We start from the raw sequence: 20,368 nt of genomic DNA on the forward strand, positions 1-20,368 counted from the left end.
ATTACCGTTTGTGGTTGGTTTAAGAAACTCCACTTTGGCACTTAGATGCCGTTAGGTAAAGCGAGGGCTCTCTGCTTTTCTGTCCCCCTCACTCCCCAGCAGGGAGGGAGGCGTCCATTACATCTCCTTTATTCGCATTCCCAATCAATCTTGCTTGACACAGGACAAGTCAAGCGCAGACAATCGAGACCACTCGTGACGTTCGTTACATGTTTTGCTTATACCGTTACATGTTTCGCTGATACGTTGCTTATTTGTTCTACTCAATTTACTTTTGATCATACTGATTTTGGAGCCTTAAATGTCTGCTAAAAGCGAAACCGCTCAATTATTCAAAGACGGCCTGGCCGTTCGTCGTGCCGTACTCGGTGCTGATTACGTTGACGGCTCCATCGCCAAGGCCAACGACTTCACCATGGCTTTCCAGCACATCACCACCGAGTGGTGCTGGGGCTACGCTTGGACCCGCGACGGACTGAGCCGCAAGACACGCAGCATGCTCAACCTCGCGATGCTGACCGCGCTCAACCGTTCCGCTGAAATCAAACTGCACGTCAAAGGCGCGCTCGCGAACGGCGTGACCGTCGAAGAAATCAAAGAAGTCCTGTTGCACGCAACGGTTTACTGCGGCATCCCCGCTGGTCTGGACGCCTTCAAAGCCGCCAACCAGGTGCTCGAAGAAGAAGGCGCTTACGAAAAAGCAGCTGCCAAGGCCGCCAAGAAAAAAGTGACGGCCAAGAAAGCCGCCGCCAAGAAGCTTGCTGCCGCAAAGCCCGCAGAAGTTGAAGCAGCCGCAGCCAAAGCACCCGCCAAAAAAGCTGCCGCAAAAAAGGCAGCTAAGAAATGAGCGCGCTGCCCACGATAGGTTTTGTGGGCTTGGGCAGCATGGGGTGGCCGATGGCCTCCCTGCTGCACAAAGCTGGTTACCCACTTCAGGTGATTGACGCCTCCAAAGAGCGCGCCGAAGCCTTCGCCAAAGAAATCGGTGGCACCGTCGCCGCTTCCAACCGCGCACTCGCCGCTGCCTCCGAACTCATCATCACTATTTTGCCGACCAGCAATATCGTCGAAGCCGTGCTCAACGGCCCTGATGGTCTGTTGGCAGGTCTGCGTCCAGGTTCGGTCGTCATCGACATGACCTCTGGTGTGCCGACGATCACTCGCACGCTGGCCGAACAAGTCAAAGCGGCCAAAGGGCATCTGGTCGATGCGCCTGTTTCAGGCGGTGTGCCTCGCGCCAAGACCGGCGAACTCGCAATCATGTTTGGCGGTAGCAACGAGATTCTCGAACGCGTGCGTCCGGTGTTGTCCTGTATGGGCACCTCCATCACGCCAACTGGTGATGTCGGCTCGGCTCACGCCATGAAAGCACTGAACAACCTGGTGTCCGCGGGCGGCTTTTTGATCGGCGTCGAAGCACTGCTGATCGGCAAGCGTTTTGGTCTGGATCCTTCAGCCATGGTTGACGTGCTGAATTCTTCGACGGGCATGAACAATTCCACGCAGAAAAAATTCAAACAGTTCGTCTTGTCGGGCAAGTACAACGCCGGCTTTGGTCTGGATCTGATGGTGAAAGACCTGAGCATTGCGCTGGGTATCGGTCGTGACACCGACACACCCACACCTTTTTCATCGTTGTGCCGTGAAATGTGGGCCTCGTGCGCACAGATGCTCGGACCCGGCCAGGACCACACGGCAATCGCCAAGTTGTCCGAAGCCTTGGCAGGTGACACCTTGTCAGAAAAGAAAGAAAAATAATGAGCAACCAGTAGTCAAAGAAAAGGGTACTCAGGAGTACCCTTTTTTTATACAACCTGATCAGGTGGTTTCTCCGGGCTTTTTGGGGTAACCCTCAGCCCGGATCCGTACCCATACCGCCTGTTTTTCCTCGTCAGTCATAAAGACCCAGTTCGAGACTTCCATCACCGTTCGGCCGCAGCCGCGACAGACATCATCGAACAAGGTAGAGCAAATCGCCACGCATGGCGAGTCTGCTCCATTTGAGGCATCCGTGGTCACCTTAAACCGACTTTTTCAGTGCGGCAGCCTTGTCAGTGGCTTCCCAGCTGAACTCGGGCTCGCTGCGACCAAAGTGGCCATAGGCGGCGGTCTTGCTGTAGATCGGACGCAACAGGTTGAGCATGTTGACGATGCCTTTTGGACGCAAATCAAAATGCTCGCGTACAAGCAAAGACAATTGCTCGTCAGACACCACACCCGTACCATGCGTATCGACCGTGATGTTGATGGGTTCTGCCACGCCGATCGCGTAGCTCACCTGGACTTCACACTTGCTGGCGAGACCTGCTGCCACGATGTTTTTGGCCACATAACGTGCGGCATACGCTGCGGAGCGATCGACTTTTGAAGGATCCTTACCGGAGAACGCGCCACCACCGTGACGGCATGCGCCACCGTAGGTGTCGACAATGATCTTGCGACCTGTCAAACCGCAATCACCCTGGGGTCCGCCAATCACGAAACGACCGGTCGGGTTGATCAGGAACTTGGTCTTGGGTGTGAGTAAACCTGCAGGGAAACTTGGACGGATGATGTCCTCGATCACGGCTTCGTGAATCGCTGTTTGCGAGATTTCAGGCGCATGTTGTGTCGACAACACAACAGTATCGACCTCAACCGGCTTGCCGTCGACGTAACGGAAAGTCACCTGCGACTTGGCATCGGGACGCAGCCAGGGCAGGCGACCGTCCTTGCGCAATTCGCTCTGACGCTGCACCAGACGATGTGCGTACCAGATTGGAGCAGGCATCAGATCGGGCGTTTCGTTACATGCATAACCAAACATCAGACCCTGGTCACCCGCGCCTTGATTGAGATAGTCCTCGGATGTGCGATCTACACCCTGCGCGATATCGGGAGACTGTTTGTCATAAGCCACCAGTACCGCGCAACCTTTGTAATCGATGCCGTAATCGGTGTTGTCATAGCCGATACGCTTGATGGTGTCGCGCGCGACCTGGATGTAGTCCACGTTGGCTGTTGTGGTGATTTCGCCGGCCAGTACGACCAATCCCGTGTTGCAAAGCGTTTCAGCTGCCACACGCGCGTTGGGATCCTGAGTAAAAATCGCATCCAGAATGGCATCGGAGACCTGGTCGGCGACCTTGTCTGGATGTCCTTCGGAAACGGATTCGGAGGTAAAGAGATAGTCAGAAGACTTTGAAGCCATGATCACGTCCTATTTCTGGCAATCGCCAGAGGTGAAGTTAAGGAGGTGCGTTGCACCCCGGACCGACACCTGAATAGACGCTGGATTGGGCGCGACGCTTTAGCGGATTTATTTTTGTGTCGACTCGGCATTTCAGCTTTTGTCCAACACCGTCGCCCCGCAAGTTGTCGGTTAACTCAGCGACTTAATCAATAGTTTAAGTCAAAACTGCAAACAAATGGGCGATAATCCCTACATGATCTGGAACTTCACAAAAATGCATGGCGCCGGCAACGATTTCGTGGTCCTGGATGGGGTTCGCCAACCCATCGACATGACCCCCGAACGTGCCCGCGCGCTCGCCCATCGCCAGTTCGGCATTGGCTGCGATCAGATATTGCTGGTCGACACACCCTCCCACCCCGAGGCGGATTTCCGCTACCGGATTTTCAATGCGGATGGCAGCGAGGTCGAACACTGCGGCAATGGCGCCCGCTGTTTCGTCAAATTCGTCCACGAGCAAAAGCTCTCCTCGCGCAATCCCTTGCGCGCCGAGATCTCAACCGGACTGATCACACTCGAAGCGATGCCCAACGGCGAGGTGGTGGTCGACATGGGGCAGACCCGTTTCGTCCCAGAGGCCCTGCCTTTTGATGTGACAGGACTCGCGACCCGCACGCAAGGACAAGACACGCTTTACGCCCTGCCCCTGCAAACGCACACCGACCTGGGCGACGTGACAGTCTGGCTGTCCGCCGTCGCGATCTCTAATCCCCATGCCGTGCAGGTTGTGGATGATATCGACACGGCACCTGTTTCCATTCTGGGACCGTTGATCGAGTCACACCCGCGCTTCGCTCGGCGCGTCAATGCCGGTTTTCTACAAATCGTGGATCGACACACTGCGCACCTGCGTGTCTACGAACGTGGCGCTGGCGAGACGCTGGCCTGCGGCTCAGGTGCCTGCGCCGCGGTGGCAGCCGGTATCCGGCGCGGCCTGCTGGACTCGCCCGTACGCGTGCGCACCCATGGCGGCTGGCTGACCATCGCCACCCATGGCGACCAAATGCGCATGACCGGACCCGCCACGACCGTTTTTTCCAGCACGATTGATATCGACCGGCTGGTCGCCTCCATTCCTACTTCCTTTAGTACCAAGCCATGACCGACTCACTGCATCCCCACACTGTCGCCAAATTTCTTCAGGAGCACCCTGAGTTCTTTGTCCAGTATTCGGAGTTGTTCTCGACACTCGAGGTGCCGCACCCACACCAGGCGCGCACGATCTCCCTGGGGGAGCGTCAGATCATGACCTTGCGCGAGAGATTGCGCGATTTTGAATTCAGACTCGCGGATTTAGTACGCAATGCCGCGTTGAATGAAATCACCACAGACAAACTGAATCGCTGGTGTGTCCGGATGCTGGGCGAGCAATCGACCCTGCGCCTGCCAGGCGAAGTTGCCCTGGGTCTGGCTGAACAGTTCAACTTGCAGGAAGTTGCCCTGCGCGTCTGGGGTCTGGACCTGCCGGCCGAAGGGGTGGGTGCCCCAGTTGGTGAAGAAGTGCACACTTACGCGAATAACCTCGTCAATCCTTACTGCGGTAACGATACGACACTCACCCCTGCCACCTGGCTCCATGCCAAACCCGCCTCCCTTGCGATTCTGCCCCTGCGTCCCGCCGTGGGTCAACCCGCCTTTGGACTGCTGGTTTTAGGTTCGGACGACCCCGAGCGTTTCGCACCCGACATGGGCGTCGCGTTTTTGCAAACCGTCAGCATCCTTGCGAGTTCCGCACTGTCTCGACTCAAGCCGGCCGGCACGAATTTGCGCGCCGCTGAAGACTCCTGAATAGGGACTCACCGATGTCCGATCCCGTCACGACCTGGCTCAAACACCTCGAAGTCAACCGTCGTTACTCCGGACATACTCTCTCGGCCTATCGACGCGACCTGCAACAACTTGTCACGCTCGCAGACGGCAAGCCGCTTGAACAATTGGTCAACGGCAACATCCGGCATTTTCTCGCGCGCCTGCACAGCCAGGGACACAGCGCGCGAAGCCTGGCTCGCATGCTGGCCGCCTGGCGGGGCTTTTACAAGTGGTGGGCGCCTCAAAGCCAAATGGCCGCCAACCCTGCGGCAGACGTCCGCGCCCCCAAGGCCTCACGTGGTTTGCCCAAGGCCTTGTCCGTCGACCAGACCCAGGCGCTGCTCGAAGCCCCTGCCCTGACCACCCAAACCGATCCCGCCTCTCTAAGAGACCGGGCCATGTTCGAGCTGTTCTACTCGAGCGGCCTGCGTCTGAGCGAACTCGTCGGGCTCGACATCGATTACACGCAGACCAAAGGGCACACCTCAGCCGGCTGGATCAACTTGAATGATCGCGAAGTCAACGTACTGGGCAAAGGCGGCAAACGCAGAAGCGTCCCGATCGGCACCCAGGCTCTGGAATGCCTGACACACTGGCTCGAGGCACGGCCTCAATTTGCCCGGCCCGACATGAGCGAGGCCGATCAAGCCGCCCTGTTTATCGGCGTACGAGGCGGCAGAATCAGCCCTCGCGTGGTGCAGAGCCAGCTCACGAAACTGGTCAAACTGGCAGGTTTACCGACACACGTTCACCCTCACGTCCTGCGCCACAGTTTTGCCAGCCACGTCTTGCAATCTGCTCAGGATTTGAGAGCAGTTCAAGAAATGCTTGGCCATGCCAATATTTCCACCACCCAGCTCTATACCAAGCTGGATTTTCAGCATTTAGCCAAAGCCTACGATTCCGCACATCCCCGCGCCGGCAGAAAAAGCGAATAAAAACAATTGGTTACCAATATTCAAGCCATTTGCTCAAAGCGAAGATCTTGAAATCTGGCAAAGCAACCTCATATAGAAAATATTATCTGGATTGCGTACAACTACGTGATGACATTTTCATGTCAGACTGATTGCCTAAAATAAGTCTGTGAAGTTTGCCCGAAGGCTTCGGCTGTGCTGTAATCCGGCGTTCGCCTCAGCTCTGAACATTGATCTGAAGCCCTGCACTTTTACCTGTTTTTGAAGTCAACTTGACCATGAATTCCCCTCGCAGTCTGGACCAAATGGTCCCCGTCACCATCCTCACCGGCTTTCTCGGCGCAGGTAAAACGACGCTTTTGAAACGCATTCTGACGGAGTACCACGGTAAGCGTATCGCGGTCATCGAAAACGAATTCGGACCCGAGAGTATCGACAACGACCTGCTCGTGCAAGACCAGGACGAAGAGATCATTGAGCTGTCCAACGGTTGTGTGTGCTGTACCGTACGTGGCGACCTGATGCGCACACTGCTCGATCTGCGTAAACGTCACGAAAGTGGTGAACTCAATTTCGAACGCGTCATCATCGAAACGACTGGCATGGCCAACCCGGGTCCTGTTTGCCAGACGTTTTTCATGGACGATGACATCGCCGAGTACTACCGCCTAGATGCGGTCGTCACCATTGTCGATGCCAAGCACGGCATGGAAACACTCGACGAGCAGGAAGAAGCTCAAAAACAAGTCGGCTTTGCCGACCGCATTTTGATTTCTAAGAAAGATCTTGTGACCGAGGCCGAGTATGCGGCTTTACGTCGCCGGATCGTGCACATGAATCCGCGCGCGTCGATTGAGGCAGTCAATTTTGGCGATACCGATCTGAAAAAGATTATCGACATCAGCGGCTTCAATCTCAACACCATTCTGGATATCGATCCGCAGTTTCTGGCCGACGACCATCCCGATGCCGCGCACGATCACGATCATGACCATAGTCATTGCGATCACGACCATGGTCACTGCGACCACGATCACGGCCATGACCATGCACATGGGCACGCGCATGATCACGATCATGATCCCGCGACCTGCACCAATCCAGACCACAACCATGGTCACTCGCACAAGCCTGCGCACAATGACAATATCGGTGCGTTTGTTTTCAAATCCGACAAACCCTTTGATCCAGAACGTCTCGAAGAATTCCTCGGTGGCGTCGTTCAGGTCTACGGACCCGACCTTCTGCGTTACAAGGGTATCCTTTACATGAAAGGCATCAATAAACGGATGCTTTTTCAGGGTGTCCACATGTTGATGGGCGCCGAACCCGGTAAACCCTGGCTGGCCAACGAAAAAAAGACCACAAAAATGGTCTTTATCGGACGCAAACTGCCACAAGAGATCTTTACCAAAGGTCTGGAGCAGTGCTTGGCCAAGTAGTCCCTCTGCGCCCGTGCGCAGAGCTTAATTAATGGAGTGTTTTTCATGGTATCCAAGGCAGCAACCCCCGTAGCAAGCAAGGCTACTGCAGCAAAAGCCCCCGTATCCACACAGGTCGCGGCCGCTAAAAAAGCAGCTCCCGCACCGGCAAAAACACCAGCCGTCGCCTCCAAAGCGGCGCCAAAGAAGCCTGTTAACTCTGGCGACCTGTCCGAGAACAACCTGCCGACCGAGGCCGAGTTGTTGAAGATGCCTGAGTCGGAATACATGAACGAGCGTCAGCTCGGCTTTTTCCGCGATCGTCTCAGACAACTCGAGCAGGAAATCCTCAGCAACGCCGGCGCCACGACCGAGCATTTGCGCGAAACGCAATTTGTGCCAGACCCGGCAGATCGCGCCACGATCGAAGAAGAGCACGCGCTCGAATTACGCACGCGTGATCGCGAGCGCAAACTATTGAAAAAAGTCCAGCAGTCCATCGCCCGCATCGACAGCGGTGAGTATGGCTGGTGCGAAGAAACCGGTGAGCCCATCGGCTTGCGTCGTCTGCTTGCACGTCCTACCGCGACCCTCTCCCTGGAGGCGCAGGAACGTCGGGAAATGCGACAGAAAATGTTTGGTGATTAATCTGGACTGAGCGTTTGACTCTGCATAAGAGCCTACGCAAGCATGATTGACACATCCCAGGGCACACTTGCTTCATCACGAGTGTGCCCTTGTTGACTCTAAGCTCGACTCTCACTCAAAGTACGCATATGGAACAATTTCACGGCACCACTATCGTTTGCGTCCGTCGCGGCAATCGCGTCGCACTTGGAGGCGATGGCCAGGTCACGCTTGGCAACATCATCATCAAAGGCACCGCGCGCAAAATTCGTCGTCTCTACCACGACAAAATTCTCGCAGGCTTTGCCGGTGCGACGGCTGATGCTTTTACGCTCCAGGAGCGTTTCGAAGGCAAACTGGAGAAACATCAAGGCAATCTCATGCGCGCCGCCGTCGAGCTCACGCGCGACTGGCGAACCGACCGTGTATTGCGCCGCCTTGAAGCAATGCTGATCGTCGCGGACCGCGAACACACACTCGTGCTCACCGGCAACGGCGATGTGCTCGAACCCGAAAACGGCCTTGCCGCGATCGGATCAGGAGGCGCCTATGCACAATCCGCCGCGATGGCCTTGCTCAGGCATACCGAGCTCGCACCCGAAGTGATCGTCAAACAGTCTCTCGAAATCGCCGGCGATCTTTGCATCTACACCAATCAACAGCATCTGATAGAAACACTGGACTAAGCATGTCAGCATCCACAATGACTCCAAGTGAGATCGTGTCCGAGCTGGACAAATATATCGTTGGTCAAAATCGCGCCAAGCGCTCCGTCGCCGTCGCCTTGCGTAACCGCTGGCGTCGCCAGCAAGTCGCCGAGCCGTTGCGTCACGAGATCCACCCCAAAAATATTTTGATGATCGGACCGACGGGCGTCGGTAAAACAGAAATCGCCCGTCGACTCGCCAAGCTAGTTGATGCGCCTTTCATCAAAATCGAAGCCACCAAATTCACCGAAGTCGGTTATGTCGGTCGTGATGTCGACACGATTATCCGAGACCTCGCAGAGATCGCCATCAAGCAAACGCGTGAACAAGAAATGAAACGCGTGCGCACACTGGCCGAAGACTCCGCAGAAGACCGCATCCTTGATGTGCTGTTGACGCCACCACGTGCGGCAGACGGCTCGCCGATCCGTGAAGAAAACGCCACGCGACAGACCTTTCGCAAGCGCTTGCGTGAGGGTCATCTTGACGCCACCGAGATTGACATCGAAGTCGCCCAGCCCACGCCGCAGATGGATATCATGACGCCACCCGGCATGGAAGACATGGCCGAACAGCTCAAGGGCATGTTCGCGGGACTTGCGCGCGATAAAAAGAAAACCCGCAAAATGACCGTGAAAGAGGCCTTCAAACTTCTCGTTGAAGAAGAAGCCGCAAAACGCGTCAACGAGGAAGACTTGCGCACCGTCGCGATCCAGAAAGTCGAACAGCACGGCATCGTGTTCCTCGATGAGATCGACAAAATCGCCGCGCGCCAGGAATCAGGCGGCGCGGACGTCTCGCGCCAGGGTGTACAGCGCGATCTGCTCCCACTGGTCGAGGGCACCACTGTCACCACCAAATACGGCATGATCCGCACCGATCACATTCTTTTTATCGCCTCGGGTGCGTTCCACCTTTCGCGACCCTCGGACCTGATCCCCGAACTGCAAGGACGCTTTCCGATTCGCGTCGAGCTCGACTCGCTAACGGCCAAAGATTTCGTGCAGATTCTGTGCGACACCGATGCCTCTCTGACCAAGCAATACACCGCCCTGCTCGCGACCGAAGACGTGCACCTGAACTTTACAGATGAGGGGATTGCGCGTCTGGCTGAACTCGCTTTCGAGGTCAATGAGCGCACAGAAAACATCGGCGCACGCAGACTCTACACCGTGATGGAAAAGCTCCTGGAGGACTTGTCCTTTGATGCCACCAGCAGCAGCGGTCAGACGATCGTGATCGATGCCAGCTACGTCAACAACAAGCTCGCAGAAGCCGCTGGCAGTCAGGATCTCGCGCGGTACGTTTTATGAGCACTCGACTTTCGATTATCGCGACCCGCACCGGAGACGATGGCTCAACAGGCCTGGGAGACGGCACACGCGTGCCAAAGGACAGCGCACGCGTCCAGGCCATGGGAGATGTCGACGAGCTCAACAGCTGCCTGGGTTTGCTGCTAGCAGACAACTTACCCGCAGACATTGCCTCGGCGATCGCCCCTGCACAGCACGTGTTGTTCGATCTAGGCAGCGAGCTCGCAGTGCCAGGCTACTTTCTGATGAAAGCCGAACAAGTCGCGTATCTGGATCAACAAATCGCGACGTTTAATGGACGGCTCGAACCGCTTAAGGAATTTATCCTGCCCGGCGGCACGCGAGCCGCCTCACTCGCGCATGTTGCCCGAAGCGTCTGCCGACGCGCAGAGCGCTCAGTAGTGTCTTTGCATCACGAAACGCCATTGGGGCCGCTACCACAGCAATATCTCAACCGACTTTCGGACTTGCTGTTTATTTTGGCGAGATGCCTCAACAAAGCAGCAAATCATCCTGATTCGTTATGGCGGCGTGACTGATCACTCTTCATGCAATGTGTATCGCTTCAAGTGCTGAGCCTCTTTGAGCAACTGATCCCAGCTGTCTGGTGGATGACCACTCTCTAACATTTTGCGAAACACCAGATAAGCGTCGTCATTGCTTTCATACGCGCGCTTAGTGTCATCATCGTTCACCCACACATACACAATCATCTTAGCTTGTGCGTGATAACGAAAAAACAAACGATATTGTTGAAAGAATTTAGCGCGAAACCAATGTTTGCGATCTGATCCGAGAGTGCCACCCTGACGATACTCAACTCGCATCGGATCTTGCGGGACGACTTCAAATGCCAACTTCAGGATTGCAGCTAAACGCTTGCTAGCATTCTTCTTTGCATATCCGGTTGGATCCTTTATTTTTAATAATTCAACCTGACTGACGAGTTGTTCAAGTTGATTTAAAAAAAGTGGGTGTGCAAATACTGTCCAACCATTAATCACGAGTCCTTCATTTGACGCACGGTTCACTCATTTTCTTCCGATAAAGGTGAATCTAAATCAACGTCGATACCTTCGACTAATGATTGCGCCCGTTGAACAAAAGCGGGATCAACTGCATGCAAGCGCTCAGGGTGCGTTGCGATATCGCGGGTCAGGAAACCCAGAAACACATCAAGTGCTGGGTCATTCGTTTCGCTGGCTTCTGCTCGCGTCATCATCACCCCTCCCTCAGGGAGGATGGTGTAATGAATTTTGTCCCGCTTTCCCAAGCGCAAAGCACGACGGACCGTTTCCGGTACGGTCGTTTGATAACGATCAGTCAGTTTGGACTCAACTTCAAGCTTGATGGGCATCATGCATAAGGAATTAGCATTTGATAGAAGCTCGAATAGTAATGCATATGCATTACTTGCGTCAAATGGATGAATCTCTCATGAAAATTGATATCCATTAGTTATCAATTAATCATTAAGTTTCATTTTACGTGCATCAGTTCTGCTTCTAGTATGTGGGGGTTCGTCCAACAATGGATCGGGAGACCCTCATGAAAATAAAACTTATCCACACATTGATGTTTGGCTTGGCGGTGGCGATCAGCGCTCCGTCATGGGCTCAAGAGTGGCCCACAAAACCCGTTAAATTACTCGTCGGCTCCTCACCCGGCGGTGGCACGGATGCGATGGCCCGCGCAGTCGCCGACAAGCTCACACCCATGTGGGGGCAAACTGTCGTGGTCGAAAACAAACCCGGCGCATCGAATACCCTCGCCGCGGACATCACAGCCAAAGCAACAGATGGCCAAACGATGCTCATGGGTGTCTCGACCGCACAGGCGATTGCGCCACACCTGCTCAAGCTCAACTACAACAATGAAACAGACCTCGTGCCTGTGGCCTTTACCGGTTCCGTTCCGAACGTCCTCGTTGTCGCAGCCAACAGCCCTGTCAACAGCGTGCAAGATCTGGTGAAACTACTCAAAAGCAAACCCGGTCAACTGAACTTCGCCTCAAGTGGCGCGGGCAGCACCCAGCACATCGCCGCCGAACTCTTTAAAGATTTGGCGGGCGTCAATGCCGTTCACGTGCCCTACAAGGGCAGCGGCCCAGCCATGATCGATTTGATCGCGGGTCAAGTTCAGTACGCATTTGAAACAATGTCCTCAGCTTTGCCACAAATTCGTGCAGGCAAACTCAAGGCGCTTGGCGTCGCAAGCGAGGCGCGCAATCCTCAGTTGCCCGACACCCCCACGATGAAAGAGGCTGGCGTGCCTTTGGTGATGAGCGCCTGGTATGGCGTCTACATGCCCGCCAAAACACCACAGTCTGTCATCAACAAAGTCAATGCCGATGTGAACAAGACGCTGGCGATGCCTGACACGGTCAAGCGCCTGGAGACAATCGGCGCGACGATTCAGCCCATGTCACAAGCGCAATTCAAGGCGTTTCACGACGCCGAAAATAAGCGCTACTCCGATGTGATTAGAAAGAACAACATTCAAGTGAATTAATTAAAAGTTGCCCGTTTAAAAGCTGCTCAGGAAGTCTATTTATGAAGATCAAAGCCGTCCGCGCCCGTGTGTTTGAATGGAAGGGAAAAACCGTTCCACCCCAGGGTAATTTTTGTTCAAACGCCATGGATCTGGTGTACTCAAAAAATGAAACCATGAGTACCTTCCGTTTCCATTCGTGGACGGTCGTTGAAATCGAAACCGATCACGGCATTGTCGGTCTCGGTAACGTTGCGCTCGCACCCAAGATCGCCAAAGCCATCATCGATGAATACCTCGCTGCCATGGTCATCGGCGAAGATCCCTGGGACTACGAATACCTGTGGCAAAAAATGTATCGCGGCACACACGCATGGGGACGCAAAGGCGTCACCATGGCCGCGATTTCTGCCATCGACCTGGCGATCTGGGACATTCTTGGAAAAAGCGTCAACAAACCCGTATTCAAATTACTGGGTGGCCGTACCAAAGAAAAAATTCCCTGTTACTACTCCAAGCTGTATCGCACCGACTTGAATGAAATGCAAAAGGAGGCACAGACGTTTCTCGACCAGGGATTCAAAGCCTTCAAAATGCGATTTGGGTATGGCCCCGCACATTTGCAACATGGCGTAGTAGAAAATCTCAAATCCGTCGCGGCGGTCCGCGAGGTAATCGGTGATGATACAGATCTCATGCTCGAGTGCTATATGGGCTGGAACCTCGAGTACGCGAAGCGCATACTGCCCAAACTGGAAAAGTATGCGCCACGCTGGCTCGAAGAACCTGTCATCGCCGATGATATCGATGGTTATGCCGAGCTCAATCAGCTGACCAGCATTCCGATTTCCGGTGGAGAGCACGAATTTTCTTTATACGGTTTCAAGCAGTTGCTTGATCGAAAAGCCGTTTCTGTGGTTCAGTACGATACGAATCGAGTTGGTGGCATCACTGCCGCCCACAAGATCAACGCACTATGCGAAGCCTATAGCGTCCCAGTCATTCCTCATGCGGGGCAAATGCACAACTATCATTTGACGATGAGTACACTGGCCTCGCCTATGAGCGAATACTTCCCGATGTTCGATGTCGAAGTCGGCAATGAATTGTTCTATTACATTTTCGATGGTGAACCTGTTGCCAAGGATGGTTTTATCCAGCTTGATGACAACACCCCCGGGCTTGGACTCACGCTTAAGACCGAGTTTCTCAAAGACTTCAATATCATCGAGTAATCAATGGCCGCACACCCCAGATATCAAGGCGTATTTCCCGTTGTCCCGACTATTTTTAAAGAGTCCGGAGAACTCGATCTGCCAAGTCAAAAACGTTGCATCGATTTCATGATCGATGCGGGATCGCACGGCTTGTGCATCCTGGCAAACTTCTCCGAGCAGTTTTCGATTTCTGATGACGAAAGGGAACGGCTTACACGCGAGATTCTGGAGTATGTCGCCGGACGCGTTCCCGTCATCGTCACGACAACGCATTACGGATCGCTGATTTGCGCACAACGCAGTCGACGCGCACAAGACTTGGGCGCGTCGATGGTGATGATCATGCCACCGTATCATGGCGCGACCATTCGCGTGCCTGAGCCTAACATTTACGAGTTTTTTTCAATCGTCTCGGACGCGATCGACATCCCCATCATGATTCAGGATGCGCCGGTCAGCGGCACCACTTTATCCGCTGCATTTCTGGCAAAGATGGCGACCGAAATCGCCAATGTCTCCTATTTCAAAATTGAGACCCCCGGCGCAGCAAGCAAACTGCGTGAACTCATCAAGCTCGGTGGCGATGCGATCGAAGGCCCCTGGGATGGTGAAGAAGCCATCACCTTACTGCCCGATCTCGAAGCAGGCTGTACCGGTGCCATGACGGGTGGCGGTTATCCAGATGGTATTCGTCAAATCATGGATCCATGGTTCGCAGGCAATCGTGACCAGGCGATTGACGCCTACACACGCTGGCTGCCTCTGATTAATTATGAAAACCGCCAGGGCGGGATTTTGTCTGCGAAGGCCCTCATGAAAGAAGGGGGCATCATCGCGTCCGATGTTTCAAGACACCCATTCCCAGCCATGAACCCAGCCGTGCGTAGCGGACTGATCGAGACCGCCAAGCGACTTGATCCATTGGTGTTTCGCTGGGGGAAATAAGGCAGGCTAGACCTTCTGACGTCGTCAGGGGTCCTAGCCAGTCTATTGATCTGGGTGCAGCATCGTTAAGAAAGCCCGGGTTGCCGGGGAACAAGGTCGGTCACGCTTGATCAGGCTGCCATACGGCTCCAGCTTGTTCTTGATCCGGTAACGCAGCACTTTGATGCGCCCGCTATCCGAAAAAATACTCGCGACCGACTCCGGTATGACTGCGATCATATCGGTGCGAGCGACGATATCCGCAGTGGTCAAAATCGACGATGTCTCGATCAGATTGGCAGGTAACACGAGATGCTGATCCCGGAACTCCCGCTCAATGACTGTGCGCATCGGACTGCCGGGTCCCTGAAGGATCCAGGGATACTGATGCAACGCCTCCAAAGTGACCTTGGATTTTCCCGCGAGGGGATGGTTGGCGGCCCCCACAATAGATAAGGCCTCGTTGGCGATCGGTCTAAACAGATAGTCATCGTGTTTGACGCTCACGATGCGTCCAATCACCAAGTCCAAGTCCCCTTGATTCAAAGCCTCGATCAACACATCGCTGGTCCCCGTCGAAATATTGATCGATAGCATCGGATACGAACGCCGCATCGCGATCAGCGCATCCGTCAGAATCGCGGGCGAAGCCGCCATGATGCTGCCCAGCGATAGCGAACCATGGATGCCGGTATGCATCGCATCAAGTTCACGCGCCAGTGACTCCAGACTCCCTCTCATGCCCTGAAAAAAACCGAGCACTGTCTTGCCCGCCGCGTTGAGCGTCAGCGTCCGGCCGGTTCGGTCAAAAATCTTTGTACCCAACGCATCCTCGAGCTCGTGCAGCATTTTGGTCGCAGCTGGCTGGGTCATTCCCATCGCCAGGGCGGCGGCACGCAAGGTGCGGTGCTCCTGAATACTGAGCAAAAGCGACACCTGCCGCATCCGCAATCGGTTTAATAAGGTATGAGAATAGTTCGTCATTGAATGATCTATTTAAAATTGATAACCTTGAGATATCAATTAATCATGAAGTTTCATTTTACTGGAATTGATTAGCTCCTTAGAATGTCGGGAAAGATGCTTTAAAACCCCTGCTTTAAAACCCCTAGTCGCGAATCTTCGCGCTGTGATGCCCTGGCCACAAAAGAAACCCTCATGCAAAAAGCTCTTCCTGTTGTCGTCCTGACCCTCGGCGATCCCGCCGGCATCGGCCCCGAACTCATCGCGCGCCTGCTCGCTCAACACCCTGTCAGCACCCTCGCCAATGTCGTCATCGCCGGTGACCGCTGGCTATGGGAGCAGGGCCAACGCATCGCACAGGTCAGCGTACCCACAGCAGATATCGACTCGTTTGAGGCGGTCCGTCAGCGTCCCAATCAACAGCTTCCCGCTTTTTTATCCATCCAGTCGATCGAACCCAGCAATGTCACCATCGGTCAGGTCAGTGCACTCAACGGTCAGTCCGTTTTAAAGATCCTGGATGCCTGCATGGATGCGACACTGGCGGGTCATGTCGATGCGATCTGCTTTGCCCCACTCAATAAACAAGCCATGAAAATGGGTGGCATGAAGCACGAGGACGAGCTGCACCACTTTGCCGAATACTTGGGCGTGACCGGTTATTTCTGCGAGTTCAATACACTCGGCAACCTCTGGACCTCGCGCATCTCCTCACACGTCCCGCTCAAAGACGTCGCCCAGTACCTCAGCAAAGAGCGCATCGAACAAGCCTCGGAGCTCATTTACAAGGCATTGCTCGCGAGCGGCTTTGAACAACCCAAAATCGCCATCGCTGCATTTAACCCGCATGGTGGGGACGGAGGATCCTGCGGTCGCGAAGAGATCGACATTATCGCTCCCGCCGTCGCCGCACTTCAGGCTAAAAACTGGCCCACCGAGGCTCCTTTTCACGGTCCATTTCCGGCCGATACGATTTTCTTGAAAGCCCAAGCCGGCGAGTATCAGGCGATTGTCACCATGTATCACGACCAGGGACAAATCGCGATCAAGCTGCTCGGTTTTTCAAGAGGCGTCACCGTCCAAGGCGGTTTGCCTATTCCCATCACCACACCCGCACACGGCACGGCCTACGATATCGCCGGGAAAGGTCGGGCAAGCGTAGAAGCCACTTGGCAGGCCTTTCAAATCGCCGCGCGTATGGGCCAGTCCTGGCGGCCATGATTGATTGGCAAATTGTGATTGCGATGGCGATGTTTGCCTTCGCCTCGTCAATCACGCCAGGTCCGAACAACATGATGTTGCTCAGTTCGGGCGTGAACTTCGGCTTTCAGCGCACCATTCCCCACATGCTTGGGATTTCATCAGGTCATCTGGTGATGCTGCTCGCCATTGGCGCCGGTCTTGACCAGCTTTTCCAAGCCTTTCCGCTTGGCTATCAGATCATGAAGGTCGTTGGCTTTTGCTATCTGGTATATCTGGCCTGGCGCATTGCATTTAACCAGACGCCTTTACAGCGCGGTGAAACAAAAGGCGAACCCTTAGGCTTTATGGGAGCGGCACTATTTCAATGGGTCAATCCAAAAGCGCTTCTGATGGCAGTGACTTATTTCAGTAACTACATGCCAATCGATGCGTCAAACACGTTCATCTTTTCAACGTGTTTAATGTTTACCGCAATCAACCTGCCTTGTCTGGCCCTGTGGGTACTGCTAGGTACCCAACTCGAACGCGTCTTATCCAAACCACGGCAGCGTCAAATATTTAACGTCGTAATGGCGCTTTTACTGATTTTGTCGATGGTGCCCGTGCTGTTTCTTTGACTCAGTGCGTCGCAACGCGTTCACGCAGCGCCACAAACAACTTAATCAAAATCAAGGTCTCCGGTACTCCGGAGATATACGCGTCGTAATAATCAAAACTCGTCTCCGCATACATTGGATCAAAGCCTGACAATCCGTCCAGATAGGAATAGACGTGCCAGGCGATGAGCGGCAACAGCCACAGCGTGCGATTTTTATCGACGGCCTGTTTTTTAATCAACCAGTATGCGAACCCTAAGTACACCACTACAAACAGCGCAAAAATACCCACTGGTATGGTGAAAAAGCCTCCGCTTTGTTCCAAAAAATCAGTCGCGGAGTTGGTCAAGAAATATGCGCCAATATTAAAAATCGAAACGTAAAAATACATTTTCCAGAGTTCATCTGGATTATCGAACGCTTTGAGCTTGACTGGAGCCACAGCGACTGAGGGAGTGGACGCTTGAGCGGATACGACAGGTGGCGCAGGTGATACGGGAGGTACAGCTGGCACAGGAGGGATGGGAGGTACAGGTGCGACAGGCTCCGCCGCTGACGCAGGCGTCAACGCGTGACCACAGGCGCTACAGAAACGGGCATCGGCCGGATTTTTAGTGCCGCATGCTGTGCAAAAAGACATCACTCACCTCTACCCTGATTAAAAGTCCGTCTCATGCAACATGTCACGGACTTTCCTAATTGATGATCAGCCTACAGCGCGTCTGACAGAGTCCAAGGACATCAGCTTGAGACGCGGACCCGCTTTCATCATCTGTCCTGGCAATTGTCGACCCATCATACGCTCGACCTGCTTGGCGACTTCGATCAATTTTTCCAGATCAATGCCCGTTTCATAGCCGCACTCTTGGAGCAAATAGACCAAATCTTCGGTACAAATATTGCCTGTCGCACCCGGAGCGAAGGGACAACCACCCAGACCCGCGATTGACGACTCAAATTCACGCACGCCGAGCTGCAAGCCATTCATGACGTTGGCCAACCCCACCCCGCGTGTATTGTGGAAATGCAAAGCAATTTCCATTTCGGGGTATTTGTTGCGTACAGCATCCACCACGCGCGTCACCACAGGAGGTGTGGCCATGCCCGTCGTATCGCCAAAAGTAATGTTGCGAATCCCGTGTGCATCGTAGGAACCGACAATCTTCAAAATATTGTCGATTGAAACTTCGCCTTCGAACGGACAGCCGAACGCAGTCGCCACCGCACCACGCAGCTTGATATCCCACTGGCGGGCGATCGGCACCACCTCGGCAAAATCCGCAATCGCCTGATCAATCGATTTGTTCAAATTCGTTTTGCAATGGCTTTCGCTAGCGGAAATGAAACCCACCATCATGTCGGCCTTGGCAGCCGCGGCACGCTCAGCGCCACGCGCATTCGGTACGAGAACGGCCAGACGGACGTTTGGATTACGATGCACCTGTGCCAGCACCTCGGCCGCGTCGGCCAGTTGAGGCAGTGCGCGAGGCGACACAAAAGATGTCGCTTCGATGCTGCGGACACCCGCATCAATCAGCGCATTGATTGTTGCAACCTTGTCGGCCGTGGCGATGAACTCTGGCTCAGCTTGAAAACCATCTCGGGTCCCGACTTCGGTAACCGTCACGAAATTTTTGGATTGCTCTGACATGGTGATTCTCGTAAAAATAGAGTCGAATAATGAACCAATATTACACAATGGCAGACTCGACTGATACCTGAAAGCCGACCCAATCGGATCAGGCCTACTCTGAGTCACAAAAACTAAATAATTCCACGGTTTTTAAGAGAGGCAATCGCCTCAGCAGTCAAACCCAACTGCCCCAGCACTGCTTCGTTATCGACGCCTAACGTCGGTGGCGGACGATGGATTTGACAGGGTTCGTCGGAAAACTTGATCGGAAAGCCCAGCACATCGAGACGCCCGTGCTCGGGATGCTCGATCGTCAAGCGCATCTGCTGATGTTGCGTCTGCGGGTCGTCAAAGACCTCACCGATATTGAGTACCCGACCACAGGGCACCCCAGCCTCGTTGAGTTTTTCAATCCAGTGCGCGATGGGTTTTTGCCGAACCTTTTCGTTGAGCGCGGCATTGATCGCCTCGCGATTGGCAAAGCGCAGAGCATTGTTGGCAAACTCGGGGCGCTCCCGCAAGTGTTCGAGCTCGAGCGCTACCAACAGCTTGTCATAGAACGTATCGTTACTCGGCGCGATCGCGACCTGCCCATCCGAAGCCTCGAACAACCCATAAGGCGAAGCCAGCGCATGATCATTTCCCGTTCGCAAAGGCAGCTTGCCCGTCGCGAAATAGTTCGTCGCCAAAAAAGCCAGCATGCTCGTTAAACCGTCGGTCAGCGAAGTCGTGACTTCCTCACCCTGTCCCGTACGTGCGCGTCTCACTAAAGCCGCCAGAATCCCCATCGCCGCATACGAACCCGCGATCAGATCCGAGATCGGTGGCGCAGCCCGCATCGGTGGCTCATTGGCCGCACCATTCACACTCATGAAACCGCTCATCGCCTGGGCAATGAAATCAAAAGAAGGCCGATCCGCATACGGACCATCGAGACCAAAGCCCGTGACATTACAACTCACCAAGTCAGGCTTGATACGCGAGAGCGCCTCGCGTCCAAAACCCATCTTGTCCATGATGCCTGGACGATAGTTGTTGACCACGACATCCGCGGTTTTGAGCAATTCGCGCAAAATGTCTTTGCCTTCAGGTGCCCGCAAATCAAGCGTGATCGAGCGCTTATTGCGGTTAAAAGAGGCGAAATAATATGAGTACCCATTAGGCGCTTCACCCTGATGGCGGACCGGATCACCACCCTTGGGATCCTCAATCTTGATGACCTCGGCCCCCATGTCGGCCAGAAACATCGTACAAAACGGACCAGACAAAATCCGCGTAAGGTCTATGACCCGGATACCCTGAAGCTGCATATGTTA

The 20,368-nt window shown here is 54.3% G+C and carries 22 protein-coding genes and 1 pseudogene; 15 read left to right on the top strand and 8 right to left on the bottom strand.

Annotation, left to right across the window (positions count from 1 at the left end; translation table 11 throughout):
* Positions 1-301: 301 nt before the first annotated feature.
* Positions 302-706, top strand: a pseudogene (locus QWY30_RS14745) (carboxymuconolactone decarboxylase family protein); the annotation flags it as partial.
* Positions 707-843: 137 nt separating this feature from the next.
* Complete coding sequence (locus tag QWY30_RS14750; RefSeq protein WP_290242301.1) at positions 844-1,758, top strand: NAD(P)-dependent oxidoreductase; 915 nt, start codon at positions 844-846, stop codon at positions 1,756-1,758.
* 60 nt (positions 1,759-1,818) lie between these two features.
* Here the strand turns inward: QWY30_RS14750 and QWY30_RS14755 are convergent, their stop codons facing one another.
* Complete coding sequence (locus QWY30_RS14755; RefSeq protein WP_290242303.1) at positions 1,819-2,019, bottom strand: DUF1289 domain-containing protein; 201 nt, start codon at positions 2,017-2,019, stop codon at positions 1,819-1,821.
* Position 2,020: 1 nt separating this feature from the next.
* Positions 2,021-3,190 carry a methionine adenosyltransferase gene (gene metK / locus QWY30_RS14760; RefSeq protein WP_290242306.1) on the bottom strand — a complete coding sequence of 390 codons (1,170 nt, stop codon included), beginning with the start codon at positions 3,188-3,190 and terminating at the stop codon, positions 2,021-2,023.
* A gap of 217 nt (positions 3,191-3,407) precedes the next feature.
* Between metK and dapF the strand changes: the two genes are divergently transcribed.
* From dapF to QWY30_RS14800, 8 genes are all read left to right on the top strand, one after another.
* Positions 3,408-4,334, top strand: a complete 927-nt coding sequence (gene dapF / locus QWY30_RS14765; protein ID WP_290242309.1) for a diaminopimelate epimerase — start codon at positions 3,408-3,410, stop codon at positions 4,332-4,334.
* Positions 4,331-5,020 carry a DUF484 family protein gene (locus QWY30_RS14770; RefSeq protein WP_290242311.1) on the top strand — a complete coding sequence of 230 codons (690 nt, stop codon included), beginning with the start codon at positions 4,331-4,333 and terminating at the stop codon, positions 5,018-5,020. Before dapF ends, QWY30_RS14770 begins: the two co-directional genes overlap by 4 nt.
* A 14-nt stretch (positions 5,021-5,034) precedes the next feature.
* The gene (gene xerC / locus QWY30_RS14775) at positions 5,035-5,979 is read left to right on the top strand and encodes a tyrosine recombinase XerC (protein ID WP_290242312.1); all 945 of its coding nucleotides are present in this window, start codon (positions 5,035-5,037) and stop codon (positions 5,977-5,979) included.
* Between the two features lie 257 nt (positions 5,980-6,236).
* Entirely contained in the window at positions 6,237-7,400 is a 1,164-nt protein-coding gene (locus QWY30_RS14780; RefSeq protein WP_290242313.1) for a CobW family GTP-binding protein, read from the top strand.
* Between the two features lie 207 nt (positions 7,401-7,607).
* A complete protein-coding gene (gene dksA / locus QWY30_RS14785) occupies positions 7,608-8,027 on the top strand; it encodes an RNA polymerase-binding protein DksA (RefSeq protein WP_290196550.1) in 420 nt (139 codons plus the stop codon).
* A 128-nt stretch (positions 8,028-8,155) separates the two neighbouring features.
* Positions 8,156-8,692 (top strand): ATP-dependent protease subunit HslV, encoded by a 537-nt coding sequence (gene hslV / locus QWY30_RS14790; protein ID WP_290242314.1) that lies wholly within the window; start codon positions 8,156-8,158, stop codon positions 8,690-8,692.
* 2 nt (positions 8,693-8,694) lie between these two features.
* Positions 8,695-10,026 (top strand): ATP-dependent protease ATPase subunit HslU, encoded by a 1,332-nt coding sequence (gene hslU, locus QWY30_RS14795; protein WP_290242316.1) that lies wholly within the window; start codon positions 8,695-8,697, stop codon positions 10,024-10,026.
* Positions 10,023-10,565 carry a cob(I)yrinic acid a,c-diamide adenosyltransferase gene (locus QWY30_RS14800; protein ID WP_290242318.1) on the top strand — a complete coding sequence of 181 codons (543 nt, stop codon included), beginning with the start codon at positions 10,023-10,025 and terminating at the stop codon, positions 10,563-10,565. Before hslU ends, QWY30_RS14800 begins: the two co-directional genes overlap by 4 nt.
* Here the strand turns inward: QWY30_RS14800 and QWY30_RS14805 are convergent, their stop codons facing one another.
* Together QWY30_RS14805 and QWY30_RS14810 are read right to left on the bottom strand one after the other, a co-directional pair.
* Entirely contained in the window at positions 10,566-11,057 is a 492-nt protein-coding gene (locus tag QWY30_RS14805) for a type II toxin-antitoxin system YhaV family toxin (RefSeq protein ID WP_290242320.1), read from the bottom strand. It abuts the gene before it with no gap.
* A complete protein-coding gene (locus QWY30_RS14810; protein WP_290242379.1) occupies positions 11,054-11,383 on the bottom strand; it encodes a type II toxin-antitoxin system PrlF family antitoxin in 330 nt (109 codons plus the stop codon). Before QWY30_RS14810 ends, QWY30_RS14805 begins: the two co-directional genes overlap by 4 nt.
* A gap of 191 nt (positions 11,384-11,574) precedes the next feature.
* Between QWY30_RS14810 and QWY30_RS14815 the strand changes: the two genes are divergently transcribed.
* Genes QWY30_RS14815 through QWY30_RS14825 form a run of 3 tightly spaced genes read left to right on the top strand, consistent with a single transcriptional unit; the run spans position 11,575 to position 14,678 of the window.
* Positions 11,575-12,537, top strand: coding sequence for a Bug family tripartite tricarboxylate transporter substrate binding protein (locus QWY30_RS14815; protein WP_290242321.1), 963 nt, complete (start codon positions 11,575-11,577; stop codon positions 12,535-12,537).
* Between the two features lie 41 nt (positions 12,538-12,578).
* On the top strand, positions 12,579-13,751 hold the full coding sequence (locus QWY30_RS14820; protein ID WP_290242323.1) for an L-rhamnonate dehydratase: 1,173 nt from the start codon (positions 12,579-12,581) through the stop codon (positions 13,749-13,751).
* 3 nt (positions 13,752-13,754) lie between these two features.
* Positions 13,755-14,678: a dihydrodipicolinate synthase family protein gene (locus tag QWY30_RS14825; RefSeq protein ID WP_290242325.1), complete on the top strand. Its 924-nt coding sequence runs from the start codon at positions 13,755-13,757 to the stop codon at positions 14,676-14,678.
* Between the two features lie 42 nt (positions 14,679-14,720).
* Here the strand turns inward: QWY30_RS14825 and QWY30_RS14830 are convergent, their stop codons facing one another.
* Complete coding sequence (locus QWY30_RS14830; RefSeq protein ID WP_290242326.1) at positions 14,721-15,641, bottom strand: LysR family transcriptional regulator; 921 nt, start codon at positions 15,639-15,641, stop codon at positions 14,721-14,723.
* 174 nt (positions 15,642-15,815) lie between these two features.
* Here QWY30_RS14830 and QWY30_RS14835 point away from each other — a divergent pair, with 174 nt between their 5' ends.
* Both QWY30_RS14835 and QWY30_RS14840 read left to right on the top strand, forming a co-directional pair.
* The gene (locus tag QWY30_RS14835; RefSeq protein ID WP_290242328.1) at positions 15,816-16,841 is read left to right on the top strand and encodes a 4-hydroxythreonine-4-phosphate dehydrogenase PdxA; all 1,026 of its coding nucleotides are present in this window, start codon (positions 15,816-15,818) and stop codon (positions 16,839-16,841) included.
* A complete protein-coding gene (locus QWY30_RS14840; protein WP_290242330.1) occupies positions 16,838-17,440 on the top strand; it encodes a LysE family translocator in 603 nt (200 codons plus the stop codon). Before QWY30_RS14835 ends, QWY30_RS14840 begins: the two co-directional genes overlap by 4 nt.
* A gap of 1 nt (position 17,441) precedes the next feature.
* Here QWY30_RS14840 and QWY30_RS14845 read toward each other — a convergent pair whose 3' ends face one another.
* The 3 genes from QWY30_RS14845 to QWY30_RS14855 all read right to left on the bottom strand — a co-directional run bounded on the left by QWY30_RS14845 (position 17,442) and on the right by QWY30_RS14855 (position 20,362).
* Positions 17,442-18,059 carry a zinc ribbon domain-containing protein gene (locus tag QWY30_RS14845; RefSeq protein ID WP_290242331.1) on the bottom strand — a complete coding sequence of 206 codons (618 nt, stop codon included), beginning with the start codon at positions 18,057-18,059 and terminating at the stop codon, positions 17,442-17,444.
* Positions 18,060-18,125: 66 nt separating this feature from the next.
* On the bottom strand, positions 18,126-19,070 hold the full coding sequence (locus tag QWY30_RS14850; protein ID WP_290242332.1) for a hydroxymethylglutaryl-CoA lyase: 945 nt from the start codon (positions 19,068-19,070) through the stop codon (positions 18,126-18,128).
* Positions 19,071-19,183: 113 nt separating this feature from the next.
* Entirely contained in the window at positions 19,184-20,362 is a 1,179-nt protein-coding gene (locus QWY30_RS14855; protein ID WP_290242333.1) for a CaiB/BaiF CoA transferase family protein, read from the bottom strand.
* Positions 20,363-20,368 lie beyond the last annotated feature (6 nt).

This window comes from Zwartia panacis (assembly GCF_030410395.1).
Taxonomy (GTDB): domain Bacteria; phylum Pseudomonadota; class Gammaproteobacteria; order Burkholderiales; family Burkholderiaceae_B; genus Zwartia; species Zwartia panacis.

Coding starts and splice junctions, on each gene's coding strand:
- QWY30_RS14750 (WP_290242301.1), top strand. CDS start 844: ATGAGCGCGCTGCCCACGATAGGTTTTGTGGGCTTGGGCAGCATGGGG.
- metK (WP_290242306.1), bottom strand. CDS start 3,190: ATGGCTTCAAAGTCTTCTGACTATCTCTTTACCTCCGAATCCGTTTCC.
- dapF (WP_290242309.1), top strand. CDS start 3,408: ATGGGCGATAATCCCTACATGATCTGGAACTTCACAAAAATGCATGGC.
- QWY30_RS14770 (WP_290242311.1), top strand. CDS start 4,331: ATGACCGACTCACTGCATCCCCACACTGTCGCCAAATTTCTTCAGGAG.
- xerC (WP_290242312.1), top strand. CDS start 5,035: ATGTCCGATCCCGTCACGACCTGGCTCAAACACCTCGAAGTCAACCGT.
- QWY30_RS14780 (WP_290242313.1), top strand. CDS start 6,237: ATGAATTCCCCTCGCAGTCTGGACCAAATGGTCCCCGTCACCATCCTC.
- hslV (WP_290242314.1), top strand. CDS start 8,156: ATGGAACAATTTCACGGCACCACTATCGTTTGCGTCCGTCGCGGCAAT.
- hslU (WP_290242316.1), top strand. CDS start 8,695: ATGTCAGCATCCACAATGACTCCAAGTGAGATCGTGTCCGAGCTGGAC.
- QWY30_RS14800 (WP_290242318.1), top strand. CDS start 10,023: ATGAGCACTCGACTTTCGATTATCGCGACCCGCACCGGAGACGATGGC.
- QWY30_RS14810 (WP_290242379.1), bottom strand. CDS start 11,383: ATGCCCATCAAGCTTGAAGTTGAGTCCAAACTGACTGATCGTTATCAA.
- QWY30_RS14815 (WP_290242321.1), top strand. CDS start 11,575: ATGAAAATAAAACTTATCCACACATTGATGTTTGGCTTGGCGGTGGCG.
- QWY30_RS14820 (WP_290242323.1), top strand. CDS start 12,579: ATGAAGATCAAAGCCGTCCGCGCCCGTGTGTTTGAATGGAAGGGAAAA.
- QWY30_RS14825 (WP_290242325.1), top strand. CDS start 13,755: ATGGCCGCACACCCCAGATATCAAGGCGTATTTCCCGTTGTCCCGACT.
- QWY30_RS14830 (WP_290242326.1), bottom strand. CDS start 15,641: ATGACGAACTATTCTCATACCTTATTAAACCGATTGCGGATGCGGCAG.
- QWY30_RS14835 (WP_290242328.1), top strand. CDS start 15,816: ATGCAAAAAGCTCTTCCTGTTGTCGTCCTGACCCTCGGCGATCCCGCC.
- QWY30_RS14840 (WP_290242330.1), top strand. CDS start 16,838: ATGATTGATTGGCAAATTGTGATTGCGATGGCGATGTTTGCCTTCGCC.
- QWY30_RS14845 (WP_290242331.1), bottom strand. CDS start 18,059: ATGTCTTTTTGCACAGCATGCGGCACTAAAAATCCGGCCGATGCCCGT.
- QWY30_RS14850 (WP_290242332.1), bottom strand. CDS start 19,070: ATGTCAGAGCAATCCAAAAATTTCGTGACGGTTACCGAAGTCGGGACC.
- QWY30_RS14855 (WP_290242333.1), bottom strand. CDS start 20,362: ATGCAGCTTCAGGGTATCCGGGTCATAGACCTTACGCGGATTTTGTCT.